At 62.9% G+C, this 26691-nt stretch carries 26 protein-coding genes and 1 pseudogene; 8 read left to right on the forward strand and 19 right to left on the reverse strand.

Annotated elements, in window-relative coordinates; translation table 11 throughout:
• Positions 1-38 precede the first annotated feature (38 nt).
• From ACU8YE_RS04960 to ACU8YE_RS04975, 4 genes are read right to left on the reverse strand one after another with little or no spacing between them, the layout of a single operon-like run.
• Positions 39-2432, reverse strand: coding sequence for an exo-beta-N-acetylmuramidase NamZ domain-containing protein (locus tag ACU8YE_RS04960; protein ID WP_446928220.1), 2394 nt, complete (start codon positions 2430-2432; stop codon positions 39-41).
• Positions 2387-3667, reverse strand: a complete 1281-nt coding sequence (locus ACU8YE_RS04965) for a putative glycoside hydrolase (RefSeq protein WP_446928221.1) — start codon at positions 3665-3667, stop codon at positions 2387-2389. Before ACU8YE_RS04965 ends, ACU8YE_RS04960 begins: the two co-directional genes overlap by 46 nt.
• Positions 3642-4430 carry a polysaccharide deacetylase family protein gene (locus ACU8YE_RS04970; protein ID WP_446928222.1) on the reverse strand — a complete coding sequence of 263 codons (789 nt, stop codon included), beginning with the start codon at positions 4428-4430 and terminating at the stop codon, positions 3642-3644. Before ACU8YE_RS04970 ends, ACU8YE_RS04965 begins: the two co-directional genes overlap by 26 nt.
• A gap of 53 nt (positions 4431-4483) precedes the next feature.
• A complete protein-coding gene (locus ACU8YE_RS04975) occupies positions 4484-5077 on the reverse strand; it encodes a rhomboid family intramembrane serine protease (RefSeq protein WP_446928223.1) in 594 nt (197 codons plus the stop codon).
• 180 nt (positions 5078-5257) lie between these two features.
• Here ACU8YE_RS04975 and polX point away from each other — a divergent pair, with 180 nt between their 5' ends.
• Both polX and ACU8YE_RS04985 read left to right on the forward strand, forming a co-directional pair.
• Positions 5258-7006, forward strand: coding sequence for a DNA polymerase/3'-5' exonuclease PolX (gene polX, locus ACU8YE_RS04980; protein ID WP_446928224.1), 1749 nt, complete (start codon positions 5258-5260; stop codon positions 7004-7006).
• A 161-nt stretch (positions 7007-7167) separates the two neighbouring features.
• Complete coding sequence (locus ACU8YE_RS04985; RefSeq protein ID WP_232040258.1) at positions 7168-7485, forward strand: HPF/RaiA family ribosome-associated protein; 318 nt, start codon at positions 7168-7170, stop codon at positions 7483-7485.
• Positions 7486-7508: 23 nt separating this feature from the next.
• Here ACU8YE_RS04985 and phbB read toward each other — a convergent pair whose 3' ends face one another.
• The 4 genes and pseudogenes from phbB to ACU8YE_RS05005 all read right to left on the reverse strand — a co-directional run.
• Positions 7509-8255, reverse strand: a complete 747-nt coding sequence (gene phbB / locus ACU8YE_RS04990; RefSeq protein ID WP_446928225.1) for an acetoacetyl-CoA reductase — start codon at positions 8253-8255, stop codon at positions 7509-7511.
• A 7-nt stretch (positions 8256-8262) separates the two neighbouring features.
• Positions 8263-8769, reverse strand: coding sequence for a hypothetical protein (locus ACU8YE_RS04995; protein WP_232039447.1), 507 nt, complete (start codon positions 8767-8769; stop codon positions 8263-8265).
• Between the two features lie 8 nt (positions 8770-8777).
• Entirely contained in the window at positions 8778-9434 is a 657-nt protein-coding gene (locus tag ACU8YE_RS05000) for a nitroreductase family protein (protein ID WP_232039446.1), read from the reverse strand.
• Between the two features lie 98 nt (positions 9435-9532).
• Positions 9533-9720: pseudogene (locus ACU8YE_RS05005) on the reverse strand (alcohol dehydrogenase); the annotation flags it as partial.
• 187 nt (positions 9721-9907) lie between these two features.
• On the opposite strand from ACU8YE_RS05005, the gene ACU8YE_RS05010 reads away from it, so the two are divergent.
• The 5 genes from ACU8YE_RS05010 (at position 9908) to ACU8YE_RS05030 (ending at position 13932) form a co-directional block, all read left to right on the forward strand.
• On the forward strand, positions 9908-11398 hold the full coding sequence (locus tag ACU8YE_RS05010) for a bifunctional aminoglycoside phosphotransferase/ATP-binding protein (protein WP_446928226.1): 1491 nt from the start codon (positions 9908-9910) through the stop codon (positions 11396-11398).
• Between the two features lie 229 nt (positions 11399-11627).
• Entirely contained in the window at positions 11628-12071 is a 444-nt protein-coding gene (locus ACU8YE_RS05015) for a hypothetical protein (RefSeq protein ID WP_446928227.1), read from the forward strand.
• 22 nt (positions 12072-12093) lie between these two features.
• Positions 12094-12558: a CBS domain-containing protein gene (locus ACU8YE_RS05020; protein ID WP_446928228.1), complete on the forward strand. Its 465-nt coding sequence runs from the start codon at positions 12094-12096 to the stop codon at positions 12556-12558.
• Between the two features lie 35 nt (positions 12559-12593).
• Positions 12594-13277 carry a dienelactone hydrolase family protein gene (locus ACU8YE_RS05025; protein ID WP_446928229.1) on the forward strand — a complete coding sequence of 228 codons (684 nt, stop codon included), beginning with the start codon at positions 12594-12596 and terminating at the stop codon, positions 13275-13277.
• A gap of 4 nt (positions 13278-13281) precedes the next feature.
• Positions 13282-13932, forward strand: coding sequence for a phosphoribosyltransferase (locus ACU8YE_RS05030; protein WP_232039441.1), 651 nt, complete (start codon positions 13282-13284; stop codon positions 13930-13932).
• Positions 13933-13942: 10 nt separating this feature from the next.
• On the opposite strand, the gene mgtA is transcribed toward ACU8YE_RS05030, so the two are convergent.
• From mgtA to ACU8YE_RS05065, 7 genes are all read right to left on the reverse strand, one after another.
• Complete coding sequence (mgtA, locus tag ACU8YE_RS05035; RefSeq protein WP_446928230.1) at positions 13943-16549, reverse strand: magnesium-translocating P-type ATPase; 2607 nt, start codon at positions 16547-16549, stop codon at positions 13943-13945.
• Positions 16550-16622: 73 nt separating this feature from the next.
• The gene (locus ACU8YE_RS05040; protein WP_446928231.1) at positions 16623-18110 is read right to left on the reverse strand and encodes an efflux transporter outer membrane subunit; all 1488 of its coding nucleotides are present in this window, start codon (positions 18108-18110) and stop codon (positions 16623-16625) included.
• Positions 18107-19192 carry a biotin/lipoyl-binding protein gene (locus tag ACU8YE_RS05045; RefSeq protein ID WP_440077190.1) on the reverse strand — a complete coding sequence of 362 codons (1086 nt, stop codon included), beginning with the start codon at positions 19190-19192 and terminating at the stop codon, positions 18107-18109. Before ACU8YE_RS05045 ends, ACU8YE_RS05040 begins: the two co-directional genes overlap by 4 nt.
• Positions 19189-19890 carry an ABC transporter ATP-binding protein gene (locus ACU8YE_RS05050; RefSeq protein ID WP_394372410.1) on the reverse strand — a complete coding sequence of 234 codons (702 nt, stop codon included), beginning with the start codon at positions 19888-19890 and terminating at the stop codon, positions 19189-19191. The genes ACU8YE_RS05045 and ACU8YE_RS05050 overlap by 4 nt, the downstream gene beginning before the upstream one ends.
• Entirely contained in the window at positions 19890-21026 is a 1137-nt protein-coding gene (locus ACU8YE_RS05055; RefSeq protein WP_232039436.1) for an ABC transporter permease, read from the reverse strand. The genes ACU8YE_RS05050 and ACU8YE_RS05055 overlap by 1 nt, the downstream gene beginning before the upstream one ends.
• A gap of 144 nt (positions 21027-21170) precedes the next feature.
• Positions 21171-21818 carry a response regulator gene (locus ACU8YE_RS05060; protein ID WP_260801732.1) on the reverse strand — a complete coding sequence of 216 codons (648 nt, stop codon included), beginning with the start codon at positions 21816-21818 and terminating at the stop codon, positions 21171-21173.
• Complete coding sequence (locus ACU8YE_RS05065) at positions 21815-23203, reverse strand: PAS domain-containing sensor histidine kinase (RefSeq protein WP_260801733.1); 1389 nt, start codon at positions 23201-23203, stop codon at positions 21815-21817. The genes ACU8YE_RS05060 and ACU8YE_RS05065 overlap by 4 nt, the downstream gene beginning before the upstream one ends.
• 253 nt (positions 23204-23456) lie before the next feature.
• On the opposite strand from ACU8YE_RS05065, the gene ACU8YE_RS05070 reads away from it, so the two are divergent.
• A complete protein-coding gene (locus tag ACU8YE_RS05070; RefSeq protein ID WP_232040257.1) occupies positions 23457-24257 on the forward strand; it encodes a helix-turn-helix domain-containing protein in 801 nt (266 codons plus the stop codon).
• 98 nt (positions 24258-24355) lie between these two features.
• Here the strand turns inward: ACU8YE_RS05070 and ACU8YE_RS05075 are convergent, their stop codons facing one another.
• Genes ACU8YE_RS05075 through ACU8YE_RS05090 form a run of 4 tightly spaced genes read right to left on the reverse strand, consistent with a single transcriptional unit; the run spans position 24356 to position 26672 of the window.
• A complete protein-coding gene (locus ACU8YE_RS05075) occupies positions 24356-25003 on the reverse strand; it encodes a BON domain-containing protein (protein ID WP_232039433.1) in 648 nt (215 codons plus the stop codon).
• Positions 25004-25033: 30 nt separating this feature from the next.
• Positions 25034-25396, reverse strand: coding sequence for a TraR/DksA family transcriptional regulator (locus tag ACU8YE_RS05080; RefSeq protein WP_232039432.1), 363 nt, complete (start codon positions 25394-25396; stop codon positions 25034-25036).
• Between the two features lie 46 nt (positions 25397-25442).
• A complete protein-coding gene (locus ACU8YE_RS05085; protein WP_446928232.1) occupies positions 25443-25973 on the reverse strand; it encodes a flavodoxin family protein in 531 nt (176 codons plus the stop codon).
• A gap of 45 nt (positions 25974-26018) precedes the next feature.
• A complete protein-coding gene (locus ACU8YE_RS05090; protein WP_260801735.1) occupies positions 26019-26672 on the reverse strand; it encodes a BON domain-containing protein in 654 nt (217 codons plus the stop codon).
• Positions 26673-26691: the final 19 nt, after the last annotated feature.

Raw genomic sequence — 26691 nt, forward strand, 5'->3', positions numbered from 1 at the left:
GCCTTGTCGTATTCCATCTGTCGGCGTAGCTGCCACCTTCAGTACAGCAGATACGTCGCACGCTGGGAAAGGAAGGCATCGGTCTGGGCGATGTAGGCGTGCTCGATCGCGTCCAGCGAAACGCCATCACGCAGCATTGCCCAGACCGTCTCGGACCCCACGGACACGCGGATCGTCTCCAGCTTGAAATGCTGCGGATAGCGCTGCGACAGCACTCGGGCCAGCGCTAAACCGATGCGACCGGGGTGCGTGAGCGCAGACGTCTGGTGGATCGCTACACCCGAGCACGAGCGGCCATGGTATGGCCCCTCTGACGGAACAAAATGGACAGGCGTATAGGTAGCGCCCGTATTCAGCGCATTGAGTTCGCGCGCTACCGCAGCGCCGTCCATCCACGGTGCCCCGACCATGCCGAACGGCGCCGACGTGCCTCTGCCCACGCTGACACGCGCGCCCTCGATCAGCCCCACATCCGGATATCGCTCCAAGGCGGCGAAATCCCGCAGGTTTGGCGATGGCGGAACCCAACCCAGCCCCGTGTTGGCAAAGCGCATGGCGCGGTCGTACTGTTCCATGGCCACCACATGCAACGCTGCGCCAATGTGCAGCTGGTCGTTCAGCAGCCGGGCAAGCTCGCCGATCGTCATGCCGTGCACAAGCGGCAGAGGCACGTAGTTCGTCAATGACCGGTCCGCCGTATCGGATACCGGCCCACCAACCAGATCGCCACCTATCGGGTTGGGACGGTCCAGAACCAGCACTGGAATGCGGGCCTTCGCTGCGGCTTCCAGCGTCGCCCCCAGGGTCGCAAGGTAGGTAAAGAAGCGTACGCCGGCGTCCTGCAGGTCGAACACCACGACGTCGATATCGGCCAGCGCACTGCGTGGTATGTCCTTGCTGCTGCCATAGAGGCTATGAACAACCACGTTGGAGCGTGCGTCGATCGTGTCACCGAAGCGCGCATCGAGATCGGTGCCAATGCCATGCTCAGGCGCAAAGATGGCGCTCAACCGCACGCCGGGTGCCTCATTCAGTACATCGATGGTCCGGCGCCCCTGCGCATCGAAGCCACTGTGGTTGGTGACCAAGCCGACCCGCTTCCCGACGAGCGGTGCGAAGCCGTTGGCCTCCAGTACATCGATACCTGATCGCACGGGCCCGACCGCCATGGGCAAGCGGCGGCCGGCACTGAGCACGGCATCGGCCATGGTCGGGGCGCGCACCGCGATCTGTTCGCCCGAGAGCAGCGGCGCAGAGTTCGATACCAGATTCAGCACGGCTTCACGCAACGGCATGGCGTTACCCTGCTCGTCGGGATACAGCCGGCTTGTGAGCACAATCACGAATCGGCGCGTGATCAAGTCGATCCATAAGCCGGTTCCGGTATAGCCCAGGTGCTGGAGGAGTCCGGCGCGCGGCGCGCGATAGCGATTGGGGATCAACGGCGCCTGGACTTCCCATCCCAGCGTGCGGGTCGCCTCCACCGCAGCCGAACCGTCCGGCGTCAACAGCAGGGCAACGCTGTCCGGTTGCAAGATACGGCGATCGCCAACGCGGCCCCCGTTGAGCAGCATCCTGGCGAACAGCGCGATGTCATCCGCCGTGGAGAACAGGCCCGCGTTGCCGGAGACGCCCCCCAGTGCGGCGGCGGTCGGATCATGGACTTTGCCGCGAAGCCATCGTCCGTTGCGAATGATGGTCGGAGCGATGCGCGTGATCGCCTTGCGGCGCGGACGGAACGCGGTGTCGCGCATGCCAAGTGGCCGAAAGATATGCTGCGCACACCATGCATCAAGTCCTACCCCACTGACACGCTGGACGATCTCGCCCAAGGCGACATAGTTGAGATCGCTGTAAATGACACGGTGACCCGGCTCAGAAATCGGCGGCATGATCCCGATCGCGTGAAGCACCGAGGCGGGGCCCCGCAGTTCCGAACGAGCTGCCAGGCCAGGAGGCAGACCGGACGTGTGCGTGAGCAACTGCCGTATCGTGATGCGCGACTTTCCTCCGTCCGCGAAGGCTGGCCAGTACCGGCCGGCCGGCGCATCCAGATCCAAACGTCCACGCTCTGCCAACTGCAACACCGCCGTGGAAGTGGCCACTGCCTTGGTAAGGGATGCCAGATCGAAGATGGTGTCTTCAGTCATCGGCTCAGCGTCGCGTCCGACGGTGCGCTGACCCAGCGCGACGCGTTCGCGCACCCCGCTGGCATCACCGATGGCAACCACCGCCCCCGCCACATTGGCATCGGCAATCTGCGCGGCTACCACGGCTTCCAGCTCGTGCATGGGCACAGGCTTGCCCAGCGGCCCTGGCGTGCTGATGGTTGGCTCGGCGCGCCCGCTCTGCATGCACGCCAACAACAGCGCAGCCAGCACCGCGGCTATCGCGGCAAGTTGGCGGGATCGTAACGATTGCGCGCGTTCCATAGCATCCACCCGTTGGTACCTTCCGCGTCAGCAGCGTCGACTTGGGCGCGAATCATCTCGGCATTGAACTCACGACGATCAAAAGCATAGTCCCGGAATGCCTGGAGCCATGGCCGGAATCTCACCCCCGGCAAACCTGTGCGCCGCTTCGCTTCAGCCAGGGAGTGCGAGACGATCTCGCCGGGCTTCTCGGTGGGTTTCCTGACACCCGGCAAGCCCCATGTGAAACCGGACGGATAAAGCATGGGCGAGATGTAGTCCACCACTGCGCCCAGCGTGTTGATCTGCTGGCCGATCGCGGTGTCGTCGGTGTTCCAGCAGACGTAGCCGAAAATATCCGCTGCCAGGTAAATGTTGTACGGCCGCAGCCGCTCTCTCGCCTGCGCAAGAAAACCAGTCACGGCCGCAACCCGGTGTGCCTGCGTGTTGGCCTGATGGAACTGCAAGCCATTGGCGTCCGGAAAACGCAGGTAGTCGAACTGGATCTCGTCGAACCCGAGTCTTGCAGCCTCTTCCGCCACGTCAAGCGAGCTGGCCCAGGCGGCTTCGACGCCAGGGTCGATCCATTGTTGATCTTCACGATCGTGCCAGACCGCTCCATCGCGGTCCCGCACGGCCCATTCGGGGTGCGCCCGGGCCAAGGGGTCGTCCTTGAAGACGACGATGCGCGCAATCAGGTAGAGGCCTCGTAGACGAAGTTGCCGAATCACGGCGGCGAACTGGTTGATGCGGGCTGCACCGTTCTTCTGTTCGCGGGCGGCGCTGACTGCCACACGGGCCGCGCTCGGGTACGGTGTATCGCCCCGGTCGCCCTTGATATCGATCACCAGCGCATTGATCGCTGTCTCGCGCTGGAGGGCGACGGCGGCATCGCGCAAGGATTTGTTGGATACGCCCTGTACCGACAGATAGACCGCTCGGGGCTTGATCTGCTTGAGCACGATCGTGGCTGCGGGCTGCGGGCCGCCAAGCACCAGCTCGGCGCGTGCATAGCCGGGGGCACGAACGCTGACCACCGCGCGTGCATCCACTGCCGCCGCTGGAATATCGACCAGGCCAGCCGCATCCGTATTTCCGCTCTTGCCCTGAACAAATGTGATTGCGCCTTCCACAGGAAGGTGGGTCTGTGCGTCTACCACCCTGACCTCGGCCGCGCCGGCAAGCTGCGCGCAGGAAAGCCACGCAGCGGCAAGCCAAAGGCGCAGACGGCTACTCATGATTGCCCTCGGCTGCATTGAGAATGTTTGTCATGCATCGTGCACCACAGCCATCGGTGATCAGGTATCGGGGCAGTACCATGGCGGGTTGGCTCGCCCGCAGCGGTTGCGCGTCCAGAGTGAAGGCCGCTGTATAGCCTTCCTCTCGTGCAATGCGCTCCAGCTCAGGATCGTGGATGCCGAAAGGCCACGCCAGCAAATGCACGCGGACGCCGATTTCCGTCTCGATGCGCACCTTTGCGCGGCGCAACTGATCGCGGGCGAACTTGACGAAATCATCGGTGCTTCGGTGCATCCGTTCCACGCGGAAGTTCGGATGCCAGTAGGTATGGGACTGCACGTCAAACTGTCCGGTGCGGGCCAGCGCTCGCAACTGGGGCCACGTCATTGCGTAGGCGGCATTTGAAATGGCAGATGGATACACAAACAGCGTTACGGGAACGTGCCGGCCGCGTAGCGCAGGCCACAATGTCTCGTACACAGACCGGTGGCCGTCATCCACCGTAATGGCCACCGCCTTCCCCGGCAGTGCATCTTGCTCGCCTTGGTGCCAGCGCAGGATGTCCGCGAGCGGCACGATGCGATAACCAGCCGCCGCGATCGCCTGTAGATGTGCTTCGAACGTCTGCATCCGAACCGTCATGGTGCTATCCACCGTCGATGCAAAGCGGTGATAGACGAGCACCACCACATGTGGCTCCATGGCCGGCATCTCTGCGTGGGCAGGCGGACACGCAAGCATCAGAAGTGCACAACACAACAAGAAGATCCAGGTGTTCATCAGCCGTGCCTGCGAAGAAGGGTGGATAGCGCGCATCGCCCGGCCCGCCTCGCTTATGACGCTCTGGGTGTGCCGTGCAGCCAATGCCAAAGCAGCACCCCGCTGCCCGCCATGCCGCCCAGATGGGCGAAGTGCGCGACATCGACTTCGGTTCCGCTCACGCCAAGCGTCAGCTCCACGATCGCATAGAGCGTTGCAAACACCCACGCAGGCATCGGGATGGGCGGGATCAACGGAACGATCATGCGATTGGGAAACAGGACGGCATACGCGAGAAGCAATCCGAACACGCCTCCGGAAGCGCCAATGACCGGCCCCGCCGGCAGAACGCTCAAAGCTGTAAAGGCGATCTGCGCGAAGGCCGCACTCAAGATGCTGGATACGTAGAGCAGCCAGGCCCGCGGTGTACCCACGGTGCGCTCCACGTCGCGGCCAAACATATAGAGCCCGAACATGTTGAGCACCAGATGCGCCCCGTTTGCGTGCAGGAAGGCGTATGTCAGCGGTTGCCACGGCATGAATCCGCTCCGCAGGCCGGCCCCTGATATGCCGAGCGGCCAGAGAGCAAAGGTACGCTGCAGCTCGTCTCCTGCAAAGAGCTCTGCACAGAACACCGCCACGTTGGTGAGGATGAGCAGCTTGATCATGAAGGCACCCCTGATCTCTGCCCACGATACGGCCGCGCGCGTTGGCCGGGTTGATCTCGCGCAAGGCGGTTCGACAGTGTGTCGTGATCCTGCAAAGCCACGCACTCCGTTTGATGTGCCGCAAGGCCCCCGCATCGCCAGATGAAACGATAGAGAGACTTGCACGCAAGAGGATGACCCATGCCATTGGCCGCTTCTTATCAGTACCCCGCGAACCAGGCCATCGCTGCGATCTTCAACGAAATCGCTGATTTGCTGGAGGTTGAGGAAGCCAACCCGTTTCGGGTACGCGCTTACCGCAATGCTGCCCGCATGGTCGAAGGCATGACGGAAGGCGTTGACGCCATGCTGGCACGCGGCGCCGACTTGACCGCCTTGCCAGGTGTTGGAGTGGACCTCGCGGCAAAGATGCGCGAGATCGTCGAAACGGGAACCTGCGCCATGCTCACACGTGTGCGTACGGAGGTTCCATCGTACGTGCTTCAACTGCTTCAATTGCCTGGGCTGGGCCCAAAGCGGGCCCGTGCTTTGCAGCACGAGCTGGGCATCACCTCGTTGGACGAGCTGGCTCGGGCAGCAGCGGCGCACCGCATTCGCGAACTGCATGGCTTTGGCCCCCGAAGCGAAGAGCGATTGCTCGAAGCCCTCAACGCACGCCTGGCGCGCGATCGCCGTTATGGTTTGGCAATCGCCAAGCCATGCGCCGACGCACTGACGCATTACCTGCTGGCGAGCGGCCTGGTCGACCAACTCGTCGTTGCCGGCAGCTACCGGCGGGGCCGAGACACCGTGGGGGATCTGGATCTGCTCATCACGGGAAGAAAACGCGCACAGATCGTTGAGCATTTCGTGCACTACAACGAGGTCGCTACCCGAATCTCAGCGGGGCCCACCCGTGCAAGCGTCGTCCTGAAAAACGGCATGCAGGTGGACTTGCGCGTGGTGCGCTCCGACGCGTTCGGCGCGGCGCTGGTGTATTTCACCGGATCGAAGCCGCATAACATCGCACTGCGCAAGCTTGCGCAGGCCCAGGGTCTGAAGATCAACGAATATGGTGTCTTCCGAGGAAAGGCGCGCATCGCCGGCCAGACGGAGGCGTCGGTCTACCGTGCAGTGGGCTTGCCTTGGATCTGCCCCGAGCTGCGCGAAGACCAAGGAGAGATCGCGGCCGCGCAGTCCGGCGCACTACCATCCCTCGTTGAACAGAGCGACATCAAGGGGGACCTTCATGTCCACACATCGGCCAGCGATGGCACCGCCAGCCTCGAAGCCATGGCGGCGCAGGCGCGCCAGCTGGGCTATCAATACCTGGCAGTGACCGATCATTCGCCACGCATTGGCATAACCCATGGGCTCACGGCGGAGCGCCTGGCCGCACAAGCCGATGCCATCGACCGCTTCAACGCCGAACACGAGGGTTGGCCCGTGCTGCTCAAGGGGGTTGAAGTCGACATTCTGGAGGACGGGTCACTGGACCTGCCGGATTCGGTGCTGGGGCGCCTGGATCTTGTCGTGGGCGCAATCCATAGCCACTTCAGTCTGCCGGCCGACCAACAGACGTCACGCATTCTTCGTGCGCTCGATCATCCGCACTTCACCATCCTCGCCCACCCGCTAGGCCGGCTGATTGGCGAGCGCAACGCCTGCAACGTTGACCTCAAGCGGGTCCTGACCGCCATTGCACAGCGCGGCTGCTACGTTGAGGCCAATGCCCAGCCCTCCCGCCTGGACCTGTCCGACGTTGGATGTCGCCTGGCAAAGGCGGAAGGCGTGCTCGTGAGCATTGCGTCTGACGCGCACAGCCCGGCTGATCTGACGAACCTGCCCCTGGGTGTCACGCAAGCCCGCCGCGCATGGCTGGGGCAAGCAGACGTGCTCAATGCGCACTCGCTCGACATGCTGCTGCCGTTGTTGAAGCAGACCATGTGACGAGCGCACGCGCACACCACCTCGGGCATTCTGTATCTGCACCGCAACATGTCGTACGCCGTGCCCATCGGGTTGATCCGAGTCAAGGTGCCGGAAATCGTGCGATCAAGAATGAACACATGAATTTCCACATCAGTATCCAGACCAACCGGAGCCAAACCATGAGCGTCCCAGTCGACATTTCCTTCCAGGGTATTCCGCATTCCAAGGCCGTCGAAGAAGCGGTTATCAACCATGCTGACCGCTTGAAGCGCATTCGTGCCGATCTGATGCGCTGCCGCGTCAGTCTTGCCGTGGGAGCCAAGCATCAGCACCAGGGCAAGCCGTTCGACGTCCACGTCCACGTGTTCACACCGCATCAGACGCATGTTTCGAGCAATACGTCCAACGAGGATCCCTACGTCGCGCTCCGCGAGGCCTTCACGCACGTGGAACGCATGCTCGTCGAAGCCAACGGCAAACGAGAATCACACTCTTGAGGCATCGTGCTTGTGCACGCGCGCTACTGCATGTGCAAGCCACCATTCACGGCCAGGTTGGCACCGGTAATGTAGGCAGCGTCCTCGCCGCAGAGAAAAGCCACCAGTGCCGCCACCTCTTCTGGTCGACCAAGACGGCCCAGCGGGATCTGCGGAAGAATCCGTTCTTGCATGATCTCGCGGGGAATATCGCGGGTCATTCGCGTGGCGAGGTAGCCGGGCGAGATCGTGTTGACGGTCACACCCTTTGCGGCACACTCGAGGGCCAGCGCTTTGGTGAACCCATGTATGCCGGCCTTGGCCGCCGCGTAGTTCGTCTGCCCGAACGCACCCCGCGAACCATTGACCGACGAGATGTTGATGATGCGGCCCCAACCGCGGTCGATCATGCCTTCATACACCGGCTTGGTCATGTTGAAGACGGAGTCGAGATCGGTGGCCAGCACGTTCCGCCAGGCTTCGAGCGTCATGCGCTTGAAAGTCATGTCCTGCGTAATACCGGCGTTGTTCACCAGAATGTCGACCGGGCCGACGGTCGAAAGCACCTCAGATGCGCATCGTTGGCAAGCGTTGTAATCGGCCACATCCACCGCGAACGTCTGGAACAGGCGCCTGTAGGCATGCTGTTCTGCCACCCATGAGGTCACATGCGCGTTGCCCAGCGAATGGGTAACCACCACACGATGCCCTTGCGCGTACAGACGAACGGCAATGGCTTCACCCAACCCGCCCATACCACCGGTGATGAGCGCAATGCGCTGTATTGTCATGACGGCCTCATCGCGTCGTCGGACGTACGCCAGCGCGGGGGCAATCGCGCTTGCACAGGAGCCACCGGTCTGTTTCCGGTTCGATACGCAACCGCACAACGGCATCGACCGGCTTCGTACCGGCCCGAACGCTCAGGGTCTGCATTACGCCCCGGTACGCAGCGGTTATCTGATAGTGCCCGCGGGGCAAGCGCATATACAACAGCGGCCCCTCCGTGCGCACGCGCAATCGAAGCGTTCCGCGATCGTCCGCCACCGAGACATCCACATCCGACAACGCCTCGCCGGTTCTGGCCGACACCACGTTCAGCCGCACGTTGAAACGGCTTGCCATTGCGTGCATGGTGTCGCGCGCGTCGCTGCCAACGCCACCCGACACATAGGCGATCTCGTTCTGAACCCGGACTTCCGGAGCCGCCGCCGCATCCGGCCCGACTGCACCTGCGTGTGCGCTGGCGGCCAAAGCCAACGCGGCGAGAATGCAGCGCGGCAAAGAACGAACTGCTTGGCTCATGTCATACCTCACTGCTCAGCGGCTGGGCGGCCGACCGTCTGTGCCAGCACCGGCACTTCGTCTTCATTGAGCGATAGCGCTTCTGCCAGAAAACGCTGATTGAGCCAGCCGCGCACCACACAGCCCAGCCCGGCCGAGGCACAGTAAAGCGACACGTTTTGCGAGATCGCTCCCGCCGCTACACCGGAAAATGTTTCGCGTACGGCTTCCGGCATCTGGTCTGCACGCGCATGGTTCACCACGTACACCAGATCCAGCGGCGCCTTGCCCACAAAATCCTGGTACCCGGTCAGGTTGCGCGCGTCCACGGCATGCTTGAGGCGCAGGCGGTGGGCCGCAGGCTCGTATTCGTAGACGCCCTCTGGCAGGGCGACGTAGATGTCGATCTCGTTGAGGCCATGCGCTGAGGGCGCCGTTCGCCCCCCGATTTCCGGCCGGTTGATGCCGTTTGCCGCCCATAGCAATTCGCTCAGTTGCTGCAGTGACAGCGGCGTGGGCTCGAACGCCCGCACGCTTTTCCGCTTGCTCAGCGCAGCACTCAACGTGTTGCCGCCATCCAGTACCGGCGGCGCCAGTGCAATGGTTGCCGCTGGCGCCGCGTGGGACGTTGACTGCGGCAGTAGATGTTGCACAGGGTCATAAGACAGGAGCATCGTCTGGCTCATGGCATTCACCTCATCAAACTGAAAATCCATCGAACATGTTTGGCCGCCTAGGCGGCGATGATCACCTTGAGCGCCTGAGTCTTCGCGGCGTTGCGGAAGGCAGCGCCGACCGACTCCACCCCCACGCCTTCGTGGCCCAGCGTGCGCCCTTGATGCTGTGCAGATCGGTGCCGCAGATGGTGGTTAACGTGACGCGCACCACTGCGTCCCCCGGTGCCTGCAGTACCGGTTTCGGCTTGTCGGCAAGGGTGATCTTGCCGGGCCCTTCGTAGACGAGTGCTTTCATTGGGGAACCCCAAGAAGACGATGACTCCATGCTAGGCAACCGACCCGTGCGGACGTTGATCTACGTCAGGGCGCATGGCAGCCACCGCGCGATATTGACCTTCTCTATCCGGAGGCGAAAACCGCGTATGGCCGAACAAGCCACCACCATTCCATGCTCGCAGCCACCAGAAGCGTTGGTGACGCGGATGCTCGAAGCAGCATCGTATCCACACCCCGCTGCGGATCTGCAGATGATCGAAACCCATCTGTCGTGGGTCTTCCTGGCCGGAGAATTTGCATACAAGGTGCGCAAGCCGATCAAGCTGGACTTCGTCGATTTTTCGACGCTCCGTGCGCGGCAATTCGATTGCGAGGAGGAATGGCGCCTGAACCGCCGCCTCGCTCCTGCGCTATACCTCGGCGTGGTGCCGATATCGCACGATCCGGCCACGGGCGGGCTCCACGTCAGTGGGCAAGGCACGCCCTGTGAGTACGCGGTCTGCATGCGCCGCTTTGCCCAGCAGGACTTGCTCAGTGCATTGGCGCGTGATGGGCGCCTACGCGCGAGGGAGATCGACGCACTGGCCGACCTGATCGCAGACTTCCACGCAACCGCGCCTGTCTGCGGCTCAGGCTCAGACGATGGCACACCCGCAAGCATTCAGCGCACGCTTGAGGACTGCGCAGCGGGGGTGATTGCCCTCACCACGGAACCCCAGATTGCAGCGGCCACGGTAACGCTGCTTCGTCAGCATGCAAGTCGCCTGGAAGCGACATTCGCGTCACGCCGGCGCAGCCGCCATATCCGCGAATGCCATGGCGACCTTCACCTGGGCAACATCGTACTGATCCATGGCCAGCCGACGCCGTTCGACTGCCTGGAATTCTCTGCGTCGCTTCGGCGGATCGACACCATGTACGACACGGCGTTTCTGTTCATGGACTTGCTCGCAGCGGGCCTGCATGCGATGGCGTATCGCCTGATCAACCGTTATCTCGAGCGATGCGGCGACTATGGCGGGCTGGCAGTCCTGCCCTTCTACGCATCGATGCGCGCGCTCGTGCGTGCCCGTGTGCTGCTGGAGCGCGCCCATCAGTTGGAGGGAACCCCAGATCTGGCTGCCAGGCCGCGCGGCGAGGCACGCCGCATGCTCAACCTGTCTAGTGAGCTGCTCTGCCGAAACGATGCCTGCATTCTTCTCATGCATGGCCTTTCTGGCAGCGGAAAATCCACCCGCGCAGAACAGCTTGCCGAAGCAGAAGGGATGATTCGCGTGCGCTCCGACGTCGAACGCCAGCGCGTCGGGCATCCCGCCGCCGTCGACCGCTACCTGCCGCGCGCAGTCGAACGTACCTATCGGCGCCTTGCCGCTGTCTGCAAGCTGGGGGTAGGCGCCGGTGTTCCGATGATTGCGGATGCCACGTTCCTGGCCGAGCGCCAGCGCCGACGTTTCTTCTCACTGGCCCGCCGATTGGGCGTGGCCCTGGCCATCGCGGACTGCATGGCCGACGTCGACACGCTGCGCATGCGTATCCGCAATCGCATGCGCAGCGGGGCCGACGCATCGGAGGCGGACCTGCACGTGCTGGATGCCCAGATCGCCACACAGCAGCCGCTCAACGTGGAAGAGCGAGCGCATGTGATCCCCGGCGAGATATCCAACGTGGTGCCCTACATCAGAGGCACAGAACGGTGATTCCGTTTGGGCGTGCTCAGGCACCCAAGCGCCCTGAGATCAAGCACCGTAGCGATGGTGTTCCGCGCGCGGCCGCCAATTTGCGCCACATCAACGCACACAACTGCAAAGTGCCTACGCTGCATATGGACACCTGATTCGGCGGCCCCCTCACCTGCCCGCCAAGACCCCACCGGAGATCACAATGCAACAACCTGCTGATATGGCATGCAACGTGGCATGCGCCGTCATGCGCGAGATGAGCCGCACCGCCAGCTTCATGCTCGAGGCGCAGATCGACCTGGCCCATTTCCGCCTCAAGCTGGCCGAGGCTGCGCTGGAGGATGTGCGTGAGCTCGAACATGAACTGAGCGGCACGCATGACTGGACATCGCTGGCCACTGCACAAGGCATCTTCATGAAGATGCAATCAAGCCACGGCGCCAACGCACTGAAGACCTGGGCCGAGTTCACGGACAAGCTGCAGGCAGCCTATTTTCGTCGGTTGACGGAGTGGACCCAGCAGATGCAGCAACCCGAAGGCCAAACCTCTTCCTCACAGTTGTTTGCCGCGTCCTCCGATTCGCTGAAGGCCTTCTTTGACAGCTTCAACCTCATGGCTCCGCCAGACTCCGAAGCGAAGAAGAACGGATTGGCACGTTCCACGACGGCAAGAGCCGAAAAAGCCGCCTGATCAACACGCCAAGGAGCCCATCATGCGAGTTCAGGACGTCTATTCACACAATGCAGTACACATTCCGCTTTCCTGCACGCTTCAGGAGGCGGCACAGCAGATGCGCCAGAAGCATGTCGGTGCACTGGTCGTGACGGAGAACACCCCGTCCGGGCCCCGCGCGATCGGCGTTGTCACGGATCGCGACATCGTGCTTGATGCGGTTGCGATTGGGGTGAGCCCATCGCAGACCTGTGTGGCCGATGTGATGAGTCGGGGCATCTCCAACGTACCGCTCGAGGCAAGCCTGAGCGACGCGTTGCAGGAGATGCTCTCATACGGCGTGCGGCGTGTTGGAGTGACGTCCGACGGTGCGCTGGTGGGCGTGCTGTCTTTGGACGATGTGCTCGGCGCAATGGCCACCGAATGGAGCCTCATCGCCCGGCTTGTTCATAACGAGCGTGAGCGCGAGATGACCGGTAGCGTCCAGCCGCCGCTGAGCGTGTAATCCGGCGGTCACCCCACTTCAGGAAGACATCTCCCATGAATCCCGAGCCGCTTTCTCTCAGCATGGATATCGTGGCGGACGACGCAGTGCTGGAAGGCACGCTGGACTGCCCCGCCAATGCAACCGGCCTGGTGATCTTTGCGCATGGCAGCGGAAGCTCAAGGCACAGTCCGCGCAACCAATACGTTGCGCATCAGCTCCATGCCGCCGGCCTGGGCACGCTGCTCTTTGATCTGTTGAGTGCGGAGGAAGCGTCGCATGCGTCGTGCCGGTTCGATATCGACCTTCTGGCACGGCGTCTGCATACAGCCACACACGCGGTAGGCAGCATCGCGCGCGAACGCAGGTTGCGCCTCGGCTACTTCGGCGCCAGTACAGGCGCCGCAGCCGCGATCCTGGCGGCGGCCGAACAGGACGACGCCTGCCCGATCGAAGCGGTCGTCAGCCGCGGCGGTCGCCCCGATCTTGCTGGCCAACGTGCGCTAAGCAATCTCGCCTGTCCGACCTTGCTGATCGTTGGTGCAGCCGATTTGGACGTTCTCGATCTGAACCGGCAGGCCCTGAGCCAAATGCACTGTGAAAAAGCTCTGGAGACGGTACCCCACGCAACGCACCTTTTTGAAGAGGAAGGCGCGCTCGAACAGGTGGCCGAGCTGGCGCGGGCGTGGTTTGTCCGCCACCTGAGTGCAACCTCCCAACCTCACCGACACGCGAGGTAGCCCCATGCGATTCAAAGATCGATTGGATGCAGCGCGTATGCTCGCGCAGGCACTGGAGAAGTACAGGGACATGCACCCGCTGGTATTGGCCATCCCACGGGGTGCGGTTCCAATGGGCGCACTCATCGCGCACGCACTCGGCGGTCAGCTTGATGTGGTGCTGGTTCGCAAGCTCGGCGCACCGTTCAACCCTGAACTGGCTGTCGGCTCAGTGGAAGAAGGCGGCTGGACTTACTTCGCACCCTATGCCAGCCGCATTGGCGCGGACACCACATACCTCGAACAGGAAAGCGCCGAACAGATGGACGTCATCCGTCGGCGCCGTGCGCTCTATACCCCGAACCGCGGTCCGTATGACGTAGAAGGACGCGTCGTGATCGTGGTCGACGATGGGCTGGCAACCGGGGCCTCCATGAAGGCAGCACTCCACGCCATACGCCAGCGCCATCCGCAACGCCTCATCTGCGCCGTCCCCGTGGCGGCACCGGACAGCCTGGAGGAAATCCGACCGCTGGCCGACGAGGTCGTCTGCCTCTACGCGCCGCAAGGCTTCCGCGCGGTCGGCTTGTATTACGCCGATTTTCCTCAGGTGGAAGACGCCGAAGTGCGTGCTGCGCTGGGCGTGGCCCCGCAAACCGAGCGCCAGGCCGGCTGACACGACCGGCTCAATCCAGACCGTATCTGCGCACGTACCAGGCTTTCATCACGTAGGCACACAAGCCGTAGACGAGAACGATCGCTGCCAGGCAGGGCCAGTAGGCTGCCGGCAGCGGCGTAAAGCCGAACAGCGCCCCGACCGGTGTCAACGGCATGGCGATACCCACGCAGGCAATGGCAATGCTGGTCAGCACCAGGGCGGTGCTCGCCCGGCTTTGCACGAACGGCACCTTGGCCGTGCGGATGATATGGATGATGAGCGTCTGCGTGAGCAGCGATTCAACAAACCACCCGGACTGGAACAGCGCCGGATCGGCCCACGCGTGAAAGACGCCGAGCAGCAGCGCATAGGTCGCGAAATCAAACAGCGAACTGACAGGCCCCATGTACAGCATGAACTTCAAGATGCTGCCGATCTCCCATCGTCGTGGTTTGACGAGATAGTCGTCGTCTACGTTGTCGGTCGGGATGGCGGTTTGCGAAAAATCGTAGAGCAGGTTGTTGAGCAGCACCTGCACCGGCGCCATTGGCAGAAAGGGCAGAAACAGGCTGGCGCCCAGCACGCTGAACATGTTTCCGAAGTTCGAGCTGGCGCCCATCTTGATGTACTTGACGATGTTGCCGAACACCTTGCGCCCTTCCGTCACGCCCTCGCCCAGCACGGCCAGGCTTTTCTCCAGCAGGATGATGTCGGCGGACTCCTTGGCAATATCGACAGCGCTATCCACGGAGATGCCGACATCCGCGGCCTTGAGCGCCGGCCCGTCGTTAATACCGTCACCCATGAAGCCCACAACGTGGCCCCTGCGGTGCAGTGCCTCGACAATGGCCGCCTTTTGCGCCGGCGACACCTTGGCGAACACGGATGCGCGCTCTGCCACCTCGGCCATCTGCTCGGGTGACATGGCGGCCAACTCGGTCCCGAGCACCACGGGCTCCACGGCGATCCCGACCTCGCGACAGATCTTGCGCGCAACAATGGCGTTGTCCCCCGTCAGGATCTTGACCGCCACGCCGCGGGCCTTCAATGCGCCAATGGCGGGTGCGGCCGTATCACGTGGCGGGTCGAGAAAGGCGATATACCCCAGCAACGTCAATCCAGACTCGTCCGCCACGGCGTACTGGCTTTGCTCGGGCGGCATCTCCTTGTACGCAACCGCCACGACACGGAAGCCGTCGGCGTTGAGGTTCTCCGCCAGTTGCCGCGTATCTTGGAGGTGGCTTGCCTCCAGCGGGCCAGCCTCGTCGCCGCTCACGTAACGCGCACTGACGGCCAGCACTTCTTCCACTGCACCCTTGCAGATCAGCACATGCGTGCCGTCGTCCTGCGCCAGCACCACCGACATGCGCCGGCGCTCGAAGTCAAACGGCAGCTCATCGATCTTCTGGAACCGCGCATGCACATCCAGGCGCTGTTCCAGCTCCACATGCTTGAGCACAGCCACGTCCAGCAGGTTCTTCAGGCCCGACTGATAGAAGCTGTTAAGAAACGCGTACTCCAGCACCTGGTCGGATTCTTCACCGCGCAAATCCAGGTGATGCTTGAGGATGATGCGGTCTTGCGTGAGCGTGCCCGTCTTGTCGGTGCACAGCACATCCATCGCACCAAAGTTCTGGATGGCGTTGAGCCGCTTGACGATGACTTTCTTGCGCGACATGGCGATGGCGCCCTTGGCCAGATTGACCGTCACGATCATCGGCAGCATCTCGGGCGTGAGGCCCACGGCCACGGCCACCGCAAACAACAGCGCCTCGAACCAGTTGCCCTTGGTCAGCCCGTTGATGAGAAACACCGTGGGCGCCATCACCAGGATCAACGTCAGCATCAGCCACGTGAATCGGGTAATGCCGCGATCAAAGCTGGTCTGCACGCGTTGCGCGGCAATCAGGTTGGCCACATGGCCAAAGGCGGTGCGGTGCCCGGTGGTCAAGACAACGGCCGTGGCGTAGCCGCTCACCACGGCGCTGCCCATGAAGCACAGGTTGGGCCGGTCGAAATCTGCCGCAGGATGGCTGTCGGAAGGCTCCGCATGCTTTTCCCGTGGCATGGCTTCGCCAGTCAGTGCCGACTGGTTGACGAACACATCCTTCGCACTGAGCAGCCGCAAGTCGGCCGGGACCATGTCACCGGCCGAAAGCTGGACGATATCGCCCGGCACCAGTTGATCGATCGGGATTTCCTGGCTCGCTTCGGCGCCATCGGAACCGATACGACGTACCGTTGCCGTGGTATGCACCATGCGCCGCAGTGCCTCCGCCGCCCGGTTCGAGCGATGCTCCTGCAGAAAGCCCAGCACCACGCTCAGCACCACCATGACGGCAATCAGCACCGCCGCCCGCACATCGCCCAACACCGCCGAGACGCCCGCCAGCGAGATGAGCAGCAGATTCAGCGGATTGACCGAGCGGCGCGCCAACTCAATCAGAACGGCCTCTTGATGCCCGTTGGCCACGCGGTTGAGGCCGTTTTCACGCAGGCGCTGTGCGGCAGCCTCCTCCGTCAGGCCGTGCGTCTGGGTCTGGAGGCGCACCAGCACGTCTTGCGAGGCAAGCGCTGACCACATCGAGAGATCGTCGGCGGGCGAGTGCGGAAACGGCACGGACGTGATGTGCATGGGAAATTGCGAGCAAACCGGATGGATGTGCAAACCATTAGAGCGCAGGACGTGCGTCCGGTCTTGACGCAACTCAACGGCCATCGTTGCCTGGGCGGCTGTCGTGCGTGCCCGCCACCGGCGGTTCAATGCCGGCGCCACGCCAGCCGCCGCCCAGCGCAAGGAACAGCGCCACGGTGTCTTGCAGCCGCTGTGCACGCACCTGCAGCGTGCCGAGCACAGCTTGCTGATACTGCAGGTCGGCACTCAGCACCTGCAGATAGCCGCTAACGCCGGCACGGTAGTCAGCGTTGATCTCTTCGAGTGCGGCACTAGCGGCCGTCTGCGCGCGCAACTGTGCGTCAAGCTGCGCGGCATCGTGTTCCAGCGCCCGCAGCACATCGGCCACCTGTTCAAACGAAGAGAGCACGACCTGCCGGTAGCCGGCATCGGCGGCTTGCAAAGCCTGCCGGGATGCAGAACGGCGGAAATACAGGGTGCCGCCCTCAAACAGCGGGGCGACAAGACTTGCCCCCACGCTCCAGGCGCCGGCCTTTGCACCAAACAGATCGGCGCTGCGGCCGCTCATTCGGGCGTAGTCTGCGCTCAAGGTCAAGCTGGGCAGCATCGCCGCCGTTGCAACACCGACCTCGGCGCTGGCCTGGTGCAGGCGTGCCTGTGCGGCCAGAACGTCGGGGCGCTGGCGCACCAGTTCAGAGGGCACCAGCCTGGGCAGGTCCGCCGGCAGTTGCAGCCCGTTGAGCGCGACGTCTACAGCGTCTGCTTCGGAAGGAAATCGGCCGGCCAACACCGCCTGCAGATGTGCAGCCTGGTCGCGCTTCTGCTCCAGCGGTGGCAGCGATGCCTCCAGCGACGCCAATTGCGCAGCAAGGCTCAGCTCGCTTGCATGTGCCATGACGCCGGCTTCGACCTGCGCGTGTGCAATCTCTACCTGCTCGCGCACCACGGCAATCAGGCTGCGCGTGGTTTCAATCTGTGCCCGATAGGCGGCATGGGCGATCACGGCGTTCACCAGGTTGCCGGTCAGGGTGAGGTAGGCGGCGGCCACTGCGTACCTTTGTCCCTCCGCTTGCGCCGCCAGTGATTCCACCGCACGCCGATTGCCGCCAAAGATATCCACCGCGTAGCTGATGGATGCCCCCAGCGTCCACAGCGTAAAAAGACTTGGCGCCCCGGTCTGGCCGAGCCTGGCGGGCACCGCTGCCTGGCGCGACACATCGGCTGATCCCGCCACCTGCGGGTAGAACACGCCCGCGCCAGCTCGCAACAGGTCTTGCGCGGCGCGCAGGTTGGCTTCTGCCTGCTGCAGGCTCGGGTTGGCCGTAATGGCGGCATCCATGGCCTGATCAAGCGCCGGACTGCCGAGGGCGCGCCACCAGTCTGCAGGCACGGTTGCCGCCGTGAAGCGCTGCGCAACGCCATCTGCGGAGGTGCTCTGCGCAGGATTGCCTTCACGAAGATAGCGATCGACGCCCGGTGCCGGCGGCGCCTGAAAATCCGGTCCGACGGCACAGCCCGACACCGCAAGCGCGGCGCCTATCGCCCACGCCGCCGCTTTCACGACGCCCCCTGTAGGTAAACGTCGACCAGTTGGCCTGGATAGACAGCCAGCTTGTCAGGCTGCTTGAAACGGAAAAGCAATGGCAGCACGCGCACATCCACGCGTTCGGAGCGCTGGTCAGACAACTGCACCTTGGGCGACACGTACGGCTGCACGCGCACAAATTCCAGCGGCACGCTGACATCGGTGCCGCGCACAAACATGCGTGCCTGTACCGCACCGGGCGGAAGACGGTGCACCAGGATCTCGTCCACATACACACGGACAGCCAGCTTGTTCTGGCCGGTGCTCATCGTGACGAGTGGCACGTTGGCCCGTGTGTAGGCGTCATAGGTACCCTGCGGCGAGACATAGCTGCCCATTGCCGTGTTCACGGACATGACAACGCCATCCACCGGTGCACGCACGGCATATTTTTCGAGCAATGCTGCCGCTGCTGCCGCGCCCTTCTGCAAGGCATCGCGCTGTTTTTGCAGCGTGCGGATGTCGTAGCTCCAGGCGCCGGCGCGCGTGAGTTCGTACTGCCGTTGGGCAACTGCAAGATTGCTGTGTGCCACCCGTACCGCGTTGGCGGCGTTGTCCATGGCATCGCGACTGACTGCCTTGGGATTGAGCCGGGCGGCCGCTTCAAGCTTGTCCAACTGATCCTGTACGGTGCGCAGGCCGGCATCTGCTGCGCTCACCTGTGCACGGGTGACCTCCAGCGTTTCCTTGCGCGGCTGGGCCAGCAGCGCGTTCAACTGGGCGTCGACGGCATCCGCTTGCGACTGCTGCTGCGCGGTCAGGGCGCGCTGCACGGAATCCTCGATCTGGATCAGCACATCGCCGCGCTTGACCGTCTGCCCTTCCTGCACGGCAATGCGCGCAACGGTGCCCGACACCTCGGCATACAGGTTCAGGTTGGCGCCGCTGGGCTGATCGCTTTCGACGATGCCGTTGGCGTAGATGCCCGTCGCGTATGGATTGGCCGCTGGTTGGAAGACGGGCGGCAGCGGCGGCCTCTGCCGTGCGTAGTAGATGGCCGCGCCAATCCCCGCCAGCGCGCCGATCACAGAGAGCACAAACAACCAGCGGATCTTCATCGCGCCTCTCCATGTTCAATGCGGCTCAGCTTGCCGTCCTCCATGTCGAGGATGCGGCTGGCCATGTCGAGGATGCGCGCGTCGTGCGTCACGATCACGATGCAGCGGTGCGCGTTCAGGATTTCCGTCTTTACGAACTGCATGATGGAGCGTCCGGTATCGCCATCGAGCGATGCGGTGGGTTCATCCAGGATGAGGATGTCGGGCTGCGTGACGATGGCGCGTGCAATGGCCACGCGCTGCTGTTCACCGCCACTGAGCTTGACCGGCGGCAACTGCGCACGGTTCTTCAGCCCGACCACATCGAGGTAGTGCATGGCCTGCTCGAGCGCAGTGTCCCAGGCGACATGCCGCAGGATCAGGGGGATGGCGACGTTCTCGACCGTAGTGAGCCGCGGGAACAGGTGGTAGTCCTGAAACACGAAGCCAATCCTGCCCAGGCGAAAATCGGCCAGCGCGTCGGCACCCAGGCTCCAGATGTCGACTCCGTCCACCACGGCCCGCCCGCCATCCGGGCGCAGGATCCCGGAGATCACGCTCAACAGCGTGGTCTTGCCGCTGCCCGAAGGCCCGACGATGAACAGCATCTCGTTGAACTGGGCGTCGAAACTGACCTGCTTGAGCGCGCAGGTACGCGCCTCGCCCTCGCCAAACCATTTATCGAGCCCCTGCGCGGCAATGGCAACGTTGGCCACCATCAACCCCGGAAGATGTCGAAGGGTTCGATGCGCAGTACCTTGCGTACCCCGATGTACCCCGAGATGCCGGCAATCACAACCACCATGGCCAGCGCAAGCATCAGGTTGGTGAACGTGATCATGGCTGCATAGTCTGGAATGCGAAGGCGCACCAGTGCGATGGATGCCGCGCATAGGCCGATGCCCAGCCCGTAGCCAACCAGCGCCACGAACGTCGCCTGGAAGACAATCATCGTGACCAGCTCGCGCCCCTTTGCCCCGATGGCCTTGAGTGCGCCAAAGCGCTCCAGGTTTTCCAGGATGAAGGTGTAGAACGTCTGTCCCGATATCGACAAGCCCACCACGAAGCTGATCACCGTCATCAGCAGGATGTTGGTGCCAAGCCCGGTCTGGTAGGTATAGAAGTGCGAGATGCGGCCGATGAACTCTTCCTTGGTCAGGGCGCGATAACCGAGCCGGTCTACCGCACGTTCGATCGCTGCAACGTCGGCTTCGGACTTGGGCTCGATCAGGATGTACGACATCGTGTAGCGCGTACCGGGCAGATATTGCACAGCCCGGCGGTACGTTGTGTACAGGGTGGGCACGCCAAACAATCCGCTGGTCGCCACCTCGCCAATGCCGACGATCACGCCTCGATGGTCATTGACTTCGAACTCCGTGCCGATATGCGGGTTTTCCAGTTTCCCGAACTCGGCGTCCTGGATGACGATGAAGGCGTTGTCGCCGTACAGATCCTGGATACGGCCACTCAGCATGCGAGGGCGGCCGAACAGGCTGGTGTCGTCAATGCCGACGACAGTGACCGGCTGATAGGTTCCGCTTTTCAGGCGCACAAGTGCGCCGCCTGAATACAGTGGAACGGCAAATTTCACGCCGTGAATGCTGCGTACCGCATCAAGAACGTAATCCGGCATGCCGATCGAATTGGCCACGGTATTGACAGCCGGATCCATGACCCACATGCGTGCGCCGATGTTGTACACGGCAGATGAAGACCGATTGAGCACGCCTGCAAACAGCGACGTCATCTCGATCATCAGAAACACCGCAAACGTGATGCCGACCAGCAAGCCGCTCAGCTTGGCCTTGTCATTGACCAGCAGCTTGTAGGCGAGTTTGAGAATGGCTTGCACATGGCCCCCTTGGCCATGCACGGCAGACAGGGGCGCGCCCCGGGGTGATCTCGACCGGCCGATGCATGTGCATCAACAATAGCGATTCGGGCGCGACGGCCTTTGACGTGTCGCAAGACCGGGTTGGGTCCTGCGGGGAATGCGCTAGAGCGTATCGTCGTCGGAGAACAAGCGATGACGTATCGCGTAGCGCACAAGAGCGGCTTCGCTGGAGAGCTGCAGCTTGTCCATCAACCGCATCTTGTAGGTGCTGATTGTCTTGGCACTCACGCACAGGCTGGTGGCGATTTCGGTCAAGGGCTCACCCTGCACCAGCCGGCGATAGACCTCCATCTCGCGGTCTGACAGGCGCGTGTGGGCCGCCTCCTCACTGGGCTCGCCCAGGCTGTGCGCGAGTTTCTCCGCCATGGGCGGACTGACATACGTGCCGCCGGTCGCCACCTTCTGCAGCGCGGTGACCAGCTCGGTCGCGGCGCTCTCCTTCGTCAGGTAGCCGGCCGCCCCCGCACGAAAGGCACGCGCCACGTACTGCTCTTCTGCGTGCATGGTCAGCACCAGCACCCGCACCCTGGGGTGGTCGTCGTGCAACTGGCGGAGCAGCTCCAGCCCGCTGCGCCCCGGCATCGAAAGATCCAGCACGATTACCTGCGGTTGATGGTCACGCACCAGTTGCAGGACCTGCGTACCGTCGGAAGCTTCGCATGCGACTTCAAAATCCCCTGCGCGCTCCAGGATATGACGCACACCATCGCGCATCACGGCATGATCGTCGGCGATCATCACGCGAATCATGTCCGTGCCTCCTCGGTGGCTTTGTGAACGGTGGGAAAGCTTACGCTCAAGCGAAAGCCACCGCCGGGCGCGTGTGTGATCGTCGCCTGGCCGCCCAGCAAGCGGGCCCGCTCACGAATGCCAAGCAACCCCAGCGGCTTGCGCTCACCCACCGCCGGAGGTGCCCCGCTCCAGCCATGCCCGTTGTCTTGAATGGACAACTCCAGCACGTCTTCTTGTTGGGAGAACGCGATCTCAACGCGCGTGGCATCGGCATGGCGCACGACATTGTTGAGCGCCTCCTGCACGATCCGAAAGACCGAGATGGCGGCGCGCTCGTTCATTGCCAGCTCTTGAGCATGGACAGTCACGACCAGGCCAAAGCGTTGGCGAAAATTCTTGGCCATCCATTCGATGGAGGGCACAAGCCCCAGCTCGTCAAGCAACGGCGGGCGAAGATCTGCGGAAATCTGCCGCACGGCAACAATCGTCTCGTCAATCACATGTTGCATCGCCTGGGTCTGGTCGATCAGCGCCTTGTCGCTCCGTGCGGCCTGCAGATCCGCCGCCAGCAGCGAAATGTCCATTTTGAGCGCGCTCAGGCGTTGCCCCAGATCGTCGTGCAGCTCGCGGGCGATGCGGTGCCGCTCCTCCTCGCGCGTTGCCAGGATGCTGTCCGACAAATGCTGCAGTTCTTCCTGGGAGCGCCGCAGTGCCGCTTCCGCGCGGACGCGCTCCGTGGTGTCGCGCAGCATCACCGTGAACAGCTTGCCGCCGTTCACCTCGATCTGTGAAATCGACGCCTCGATCGGGAATTCCCGCCCGTCGGTATGCAGGGCAAACAGCGGCCGCTGCTTACCCATCTGACGCTCCGATACGCCCGTCACCCCGAAGCGCCGCACGTGGGCCTCGTGTGCACCGCGAAACCGCTCGGGAATAAAGTCCGACAGGGGGCGACCGATGGCCTGGCGGGCTGAACACCCGAACAGTGTCTCGGCCATTGGATTGAACAACACGATGCGCTGCGCGTCGTCCACGGAAATAATCGCTTCCATGGACGAGCGGATGATGCCGGCCAGCCGGGCTTCGCTCTTTTCCAGGTACGACAGATCCCGGGCGACGGCGGCTCGCAGCTTTCGGAGCCGCAGCCAATAGAACACCAGTGCGACAACCGTCGCGATACTTGCCGAGGCTAGTAAAACGAAGGCGGCATCTCCGGCCTGGAGGGCAAACGCCAGTCGCGCAACCGCCGCGGCCAGTAGCAAAACGGCCAGCACACCCACCACCAGTTCGGCTGAGGTGGATTGCAACTGCAGCAGCCGCCTGTGCGTTGCCTTCGAGGATTGAGTGTCTTGCTCCGGCACCGAACACCACCAAAAGGTCGGGATGCAATCAACATAGCCCATTCCAAAGGCTGGAGATACTAGCCGTGTGAAGGAGGCGCCCCCCGGAAAACCCTGCCGCCGGTGTCAGGGAATCCTGACACCGGCATGGCGCATCCCGACGGCCAACTCAGCGCTGCCTGATTTCGCGCAAACGCGGCGCCTCCGATACTGAGCATACGGACACCGGACCTTGATGGAACGCAGTGACCGGATACCCACCGCCTCACCGAGGATGTGTGGTTCAAAGACCACAGACGCCTTCCGGAGCCGCCCCATGATTCCGCGCACCATAGAGTCCCCTGCCCCCATTGAAACCCGCCATCCCGCTGCGCTTCCCCAACTCAGGCTCGTGCGCGACGCAACACAGGCCCGGCAGACTACGCCACTGATTCCCAGCAGCCAGTGCGCAAATTGCATGATGCACTGGGCTTGCATTGCGAGCGCTGTACCAACCGCGCAACGTGAACAGCTGGACCAGATGGTGCACACCTGGCGCAAGATCGCCAAGGGCGAAGCACTTTTCCGTGCGGGCGACAACTTCCACGCCCTGTATGCCATCCGGTCCGGATCGTTCAAAACCGTGGTATCGCACCCCAACGGCGCAAATCACGTCACCGGATTCCAACTGTCGGGCGAAACGCTTGGGCTCGATGGCATTGCCGCCGATCGACACACCTGCGATGCGATTGCCCTGGAAGACAGCACGGTCTGCTCCATGCCTTTCCATTGCATTGAAGACCTGTGCCAGGACATCCGCCCCCTGCAACATCGTCTTCACCAATTGATGGCCGAAGAGATCGTGCGGGAGTCGGGGCTCATGCTGCTGCTCGCCGGGCTGAGTGCAGAAGCGCGTGTGGCCACCTTCCTGCTGAACCTTTCCACGCGCATGCAGGATCGCGGATATTCCCCTTCGAGCTTCACGCTGCGCATGACCCGTGAAGAAATCGGCAGCTACCTCGGCATGCAGCTTGAGACGGTCAGCCGTGCGCTGTCGAGGTTTCAACGCGAGGGTTGGATCGTCGTGAGCGGCAAGAACATCGAGCTGACCGACAAGGCAGCACTGACTGAGCTTTGATCGGTCTGCCTGTTCTCCGCTAATCCACTAATCCACTAAAAAACGCTGCTCCGGATTTGCTGCCGGGCAGCGTTTTTTTTCTTGCATGACTCCCGACCCTACGGCGCGATCTGGAGATGATCGATGACTTCCGTCACGCCCGGTGCGGACCATGCCGCGCCCTTGGCAGCGCGCCGCTCCGCCGCGGAACCGATGTGGCCGCTGAGGGTCACCGTCCCGCCCTGAACGGAGACGCGGATGTGATCGGCCTCGCGTGCGGCATGCCGCTTGAGCGCCGCACCGATCTGCTCGGCCACATTGGCCGGCACCACGCGCGCTTTGATCCGCAACCGATTGATCAGACCCGCTACACCGCGCAACGATCCCACCGCATGCGCCGCCTGTTCGCTCTGGTATGGCCAGTCGACCTCGCCCGAGAGCGTTACCCAGCCGTTCTCGACCAATACTTCGATGCGATTGGACGGCAGGCTGACCTGCCATTCAAGCGCGTCACGGGCCGCTTGAGCAACGTCCGCATCGGTGTGTGCACCCGGCAGGCGAACTTCGATTTTCTGCACGACACCACGCACGCCACCCACGCGCTCGGCTGCATGCTCGGCTGCAAGCTTCTCCATGTAGCTGCGCACGTGGCCGGTCAGTGTCACCACGCCGTTCTCCACTTCCACACCAATCCCTGCGGCATCCACCGCAGGTTCCCAAAGCAGTTCGTCGTTGACGTCCTGCTTGATGCCCAGATCGCTTTTCATATCTCGCTCCTGCTAGATAGAGTCGCCTGGCTATGCCCAGTGGCGTTCACGCGCCGTTTGGCAAGACAGACAGCGCATGGCTGTCGGCTGGGCTTGCAGGCGTAAAAACGGAATCGTTTCGCCACAATCGACGCAGATGCCGTAGCTGTGCTGCTGCATGCGCTCGCGTGCAGCATTCAGTTGCTCCAGTTCCGTTCGGTAACGGGCGAGCATGACGTCGTTCGTTTGGTCCCCCGCCTCTTCATCGGCAAGATCCGCGTTTTCGAACGGCGCTTCACGCTGGATCGGCACAACGGATTCGCCCAGCGCCGCTAATTGACGTTGCACGCGGGCTTCCTGTTCGTCGAGCAAGCTCGTCAGCCGTTTCCATTGCGCCTCGGTAAAGCGGGTCATGCCCAGTCTCCTTCGGTTGATTCAGCGTCGCGCTGTGTGTCCGGTTTCAGGCTTCGGTTGGCGACAGCCAGGCTGGGCGCTGCCTCGATTGCTCCCACCGCCCGGCGGTCTTCACCTGATCGATAAAGCCCGCGATCTCCTCCTGCGACAACCCGCTGAGTACGTCGCGCTGGAACAACGCCAGCACCGGCGCCGGAATGGTGGCCGTAATCCGCATGATTTCTTCCACAGCGCGGAATGCCCCACGCGCCGCCATGACACAAATCACAGACAAGTGCGTGGACGCCGGCAATCGGTCAGCCAGGAAGTCCCGCATGGGCGAAGCCAGATGGCCCATCCAGATGGGCGCGATCACGACAACGTGCTCGACTTCACCAAGCGGGGGACCTTCATAGCGATACTTGGCGCGCGCATGGAATACCGTTTCGATGACGCAGCGCGCATCGCCCAGGAAGCCGGCGCGCGGATGCTCGTCGGTTACCTCGGCAAGCTGCCATCCGCTCTGCGCAGCCATCTGCTCGGCAACCTGACGTGCCGTACCGGTACGCGAGTAGTACACGATCAGCTTCTTTTCCATCTCGGACTCCAGGGTTTTCGAAAGCAGTGGAACGGGCAATTGCGTCTAGGAAACAACCCACATCTGATCGACAACGGCACGCACGCCGGGCGCGTCCCATGCAGCTTCACGGGCCGCACGGCACTCGTTGAGGTTGCGCAGCGGCCCATACAAAGTCACCGTCCCGTCCGCCACGGAAACACTGAGGCGCGAGGCGTCGACCACAGCCAGGCGTTGCAGCGCCTTCGCAATGCGATCACTCAGATCTGCCGGGCCGGAGGCGGGGCGCAATGTCAGCGCATTGGCCACGGACTTCACGCCGTGGACTCTGCGCACCGTGTCCAGCGCCGCGCGGCGCTGGAAGTCCTGGTCGACTTCACCGCGCAGCGTCACGGCCCCGTTTTCAACAGTGATCTGGACAACATTCGGCGGCACCGAAGCATTCCAATGCAATGCACTGCTGATCGCCTGCGCAATCTCGTCATCCGGGCGTTCCATCTCTGGCGGCATCCGTACATCCACATGGATGACAAGCGCGGTGACGCCCGCAACGCGGCGGATCGCCTCCTCCGCGGCATGCTTGTCGGCAAACCTGTCGACGCCGCCAGAGAGCGTGACGACGCCGTCCTTGGCCTGCACCGCAAAGCGGCTGGCGTCCACCGCCGGATCCCATAGCAGCTCCTCTTCGACATCGTGCTTGAGCTGAATATCGTTCTTCATGGCGATCTTCTCAGGTGCA

This window comes from Ralstonia sp. VS2407 (assembly GCF_052950655.1).

Excerpts from the sequence above, each read along its gene's own strand:
- ACU8YE_RS04960 (WP_446928220.1), bottom strand. The coding sequence starts at position 2,432 with ATGGAACGCGCGCAATCGTTACGATCCCGCCAACTTGCCGCGATAGCC.
- ACU8YE_RS04965 (WP_446928221.1), bottom strand. The coding sequence starts at position 3,667 with ATGCAGCCGAGGGCAATCATGAGTAGCCGTCTGCGCCTTTGGCTTGCC.
- ACU8YE_RS04970 (WP_446928222.1), bottom strand. The coding sequence starts at position 4,430 with ATGAACACCTGGATCTTCTTGTTGTGTTGTGCACTTCTGATGCTTGCG.
- ACU8YE_RS04975 (WP_446928223.1), bottom strand. The coding sequence starts at position 5,077 with ATGATCAAGCTGCTCATCCTCACCAACGTGGCGGTGTTCTGTGCAGAG.
- polX (WP_446928224.1), top strand. The coding sequence starts at position 5,258 with ATGCCATTGGCCGCTTCTTATCAGTACCCCGCGAACCAGGCCATCGCT.
- ACU8YE_RS04985 (WP_232040258.1), top strand. The coding sequence starts at position 7,168 with ATGAGCGTCCCAGTCGACATTTCCTTCCAGGGTATTCCGCATTCCAAG.
- phbB (WP_446928225.1), bottom strand. The coding sequence starts at position 8,255 with ATGACAATACAGCGCATTGCGCTCATCACCGGTGGTATGGGCGGGTTG.
- ACU8YE_RS04995 (WP_232039447.1), bottom strand. The coding sequence starts at position 8,769 with ATGAGCCAAGCAGTTCGTTCTTTGCCGCGCTGCATTCTCGCCGCGTTG.
- ACU8YE_RS05000 (WP_232039446.1), bottom strand. The coding sequence starts at position 9,434 with ATGAGCCAGACGATGCTCCTGTCTTATGACCCTGTGCAACATCTACTG.
- ACU8YE_RS05010 (WP_446928226.1), top strand. The coding sequence starts at position 9,908 with ATGCTCGAAGCAGCATCGTATCCACACCCCGCTGCGGATCTGCAGATG.
- ACU8YE_RS05015 (WP_446928227.1), top strand. The coding sequence starts at position 11,628 with ATGCGCGAGATGAGCCGCACCGCCAGCTTCATGCTCGAGGCGCAGATC.
- ACU8YE_RS05020 (WP_446928228.1), top strand. The coding sequence starts at position 12,094 with ATGCGAGTTCAGGACGTCTATTCACACAATGCAGTACACATTCCGCTT.
- ACU8YE_RS05025 (WP_446928229.1), top strand. The coding sequence starts at position 12,594 with ATGAATCCCGAGCCGCTTTCTCTCAGCATGGATATCGTGGCGGACGAC.
- ACU8YE_RS05030 (WP_232039441.1), top strand. The coding sequence starts at position 13,282 with ATGCGATTCAAAGATCGATTGGATGCAGCGCGTATGCTCGCGCAGGCA.
- mgtA (WP_446928230.1), bottom strand. The coding sequence starts at position 16,549 with ATGCACATCACGTCCGTGCCGTTTCCGCACTCGCCCGCCGACGATCTC.
- ACU8YE_RS05045 (WP_440077190.1), bottom strand. The coding sequence starts at position 19,192 with ATGAAGATCCGCTGGTTGTTTGTGCTCTCTGTGATCGGCGCGCTGGCG.
- ACU8YE_RS05050 (WP_394372410.1), bottom strand. The coding sequence starts at position 19,890 with ATGGTGGCCAACGTTGCCATTGCCGCGCAGGGGCTCGATAAATGGTTT.
- ACU8YE_RS05060 (WP_260801732.1), bottom strand. The coding sequence starts at position 21,818 with ATGATTCGCGTGATGATCGCCGACGATCATGCCGTGATGCGCGATGGT.
- ACU8YE_RS05065 (WP_260801733.1), bottom strand. The coding sequence starts at position 23,203 with ATGGGCTATGTTGATTGCATCCCGACCTTTTGGTGGTGTTCGGTGCCG.
- ACU8YE_RS05070 (WP_232040257.1), top strand. The coding sequence starts at position 23,457 with ATGATTCCGCGCACCATAGAGTCCCCTGCCCCCATTGAAACCCGCCAT.
- ACU8YE_RS05075 (WP_232039433.1), bottom strand. The coding sequence starts at position 25,003 with ATGAAAAGCGATCTGGGCATCAAGCAGGACGTCAACGACGAACTGCTT.
- ACU8YE_RS05080 (WP_232039432.1), bottom strand. The coding sequence starts at position 25,396 with ATGACCCGCTTTACCGAGGCGCAATGGAAACGGCTGACGAGCTTGCTC.
- ACU8YE_RS05085 (WP_446928232.1), bottom strand. The coding sequence starts at position 25,973 with ATGGAAAAGAAGCTGATCGTGTACTACTCGCGTACCGGTACGGCACGT.
- ACU8YE_RS05090 (WP_260801735.1), bottom strand. The coding sequence starts at position 26,672 with ATGAAGAACGATATTCAGCTCAAGCACGATGTCGAAGAGGAGCTGCTA.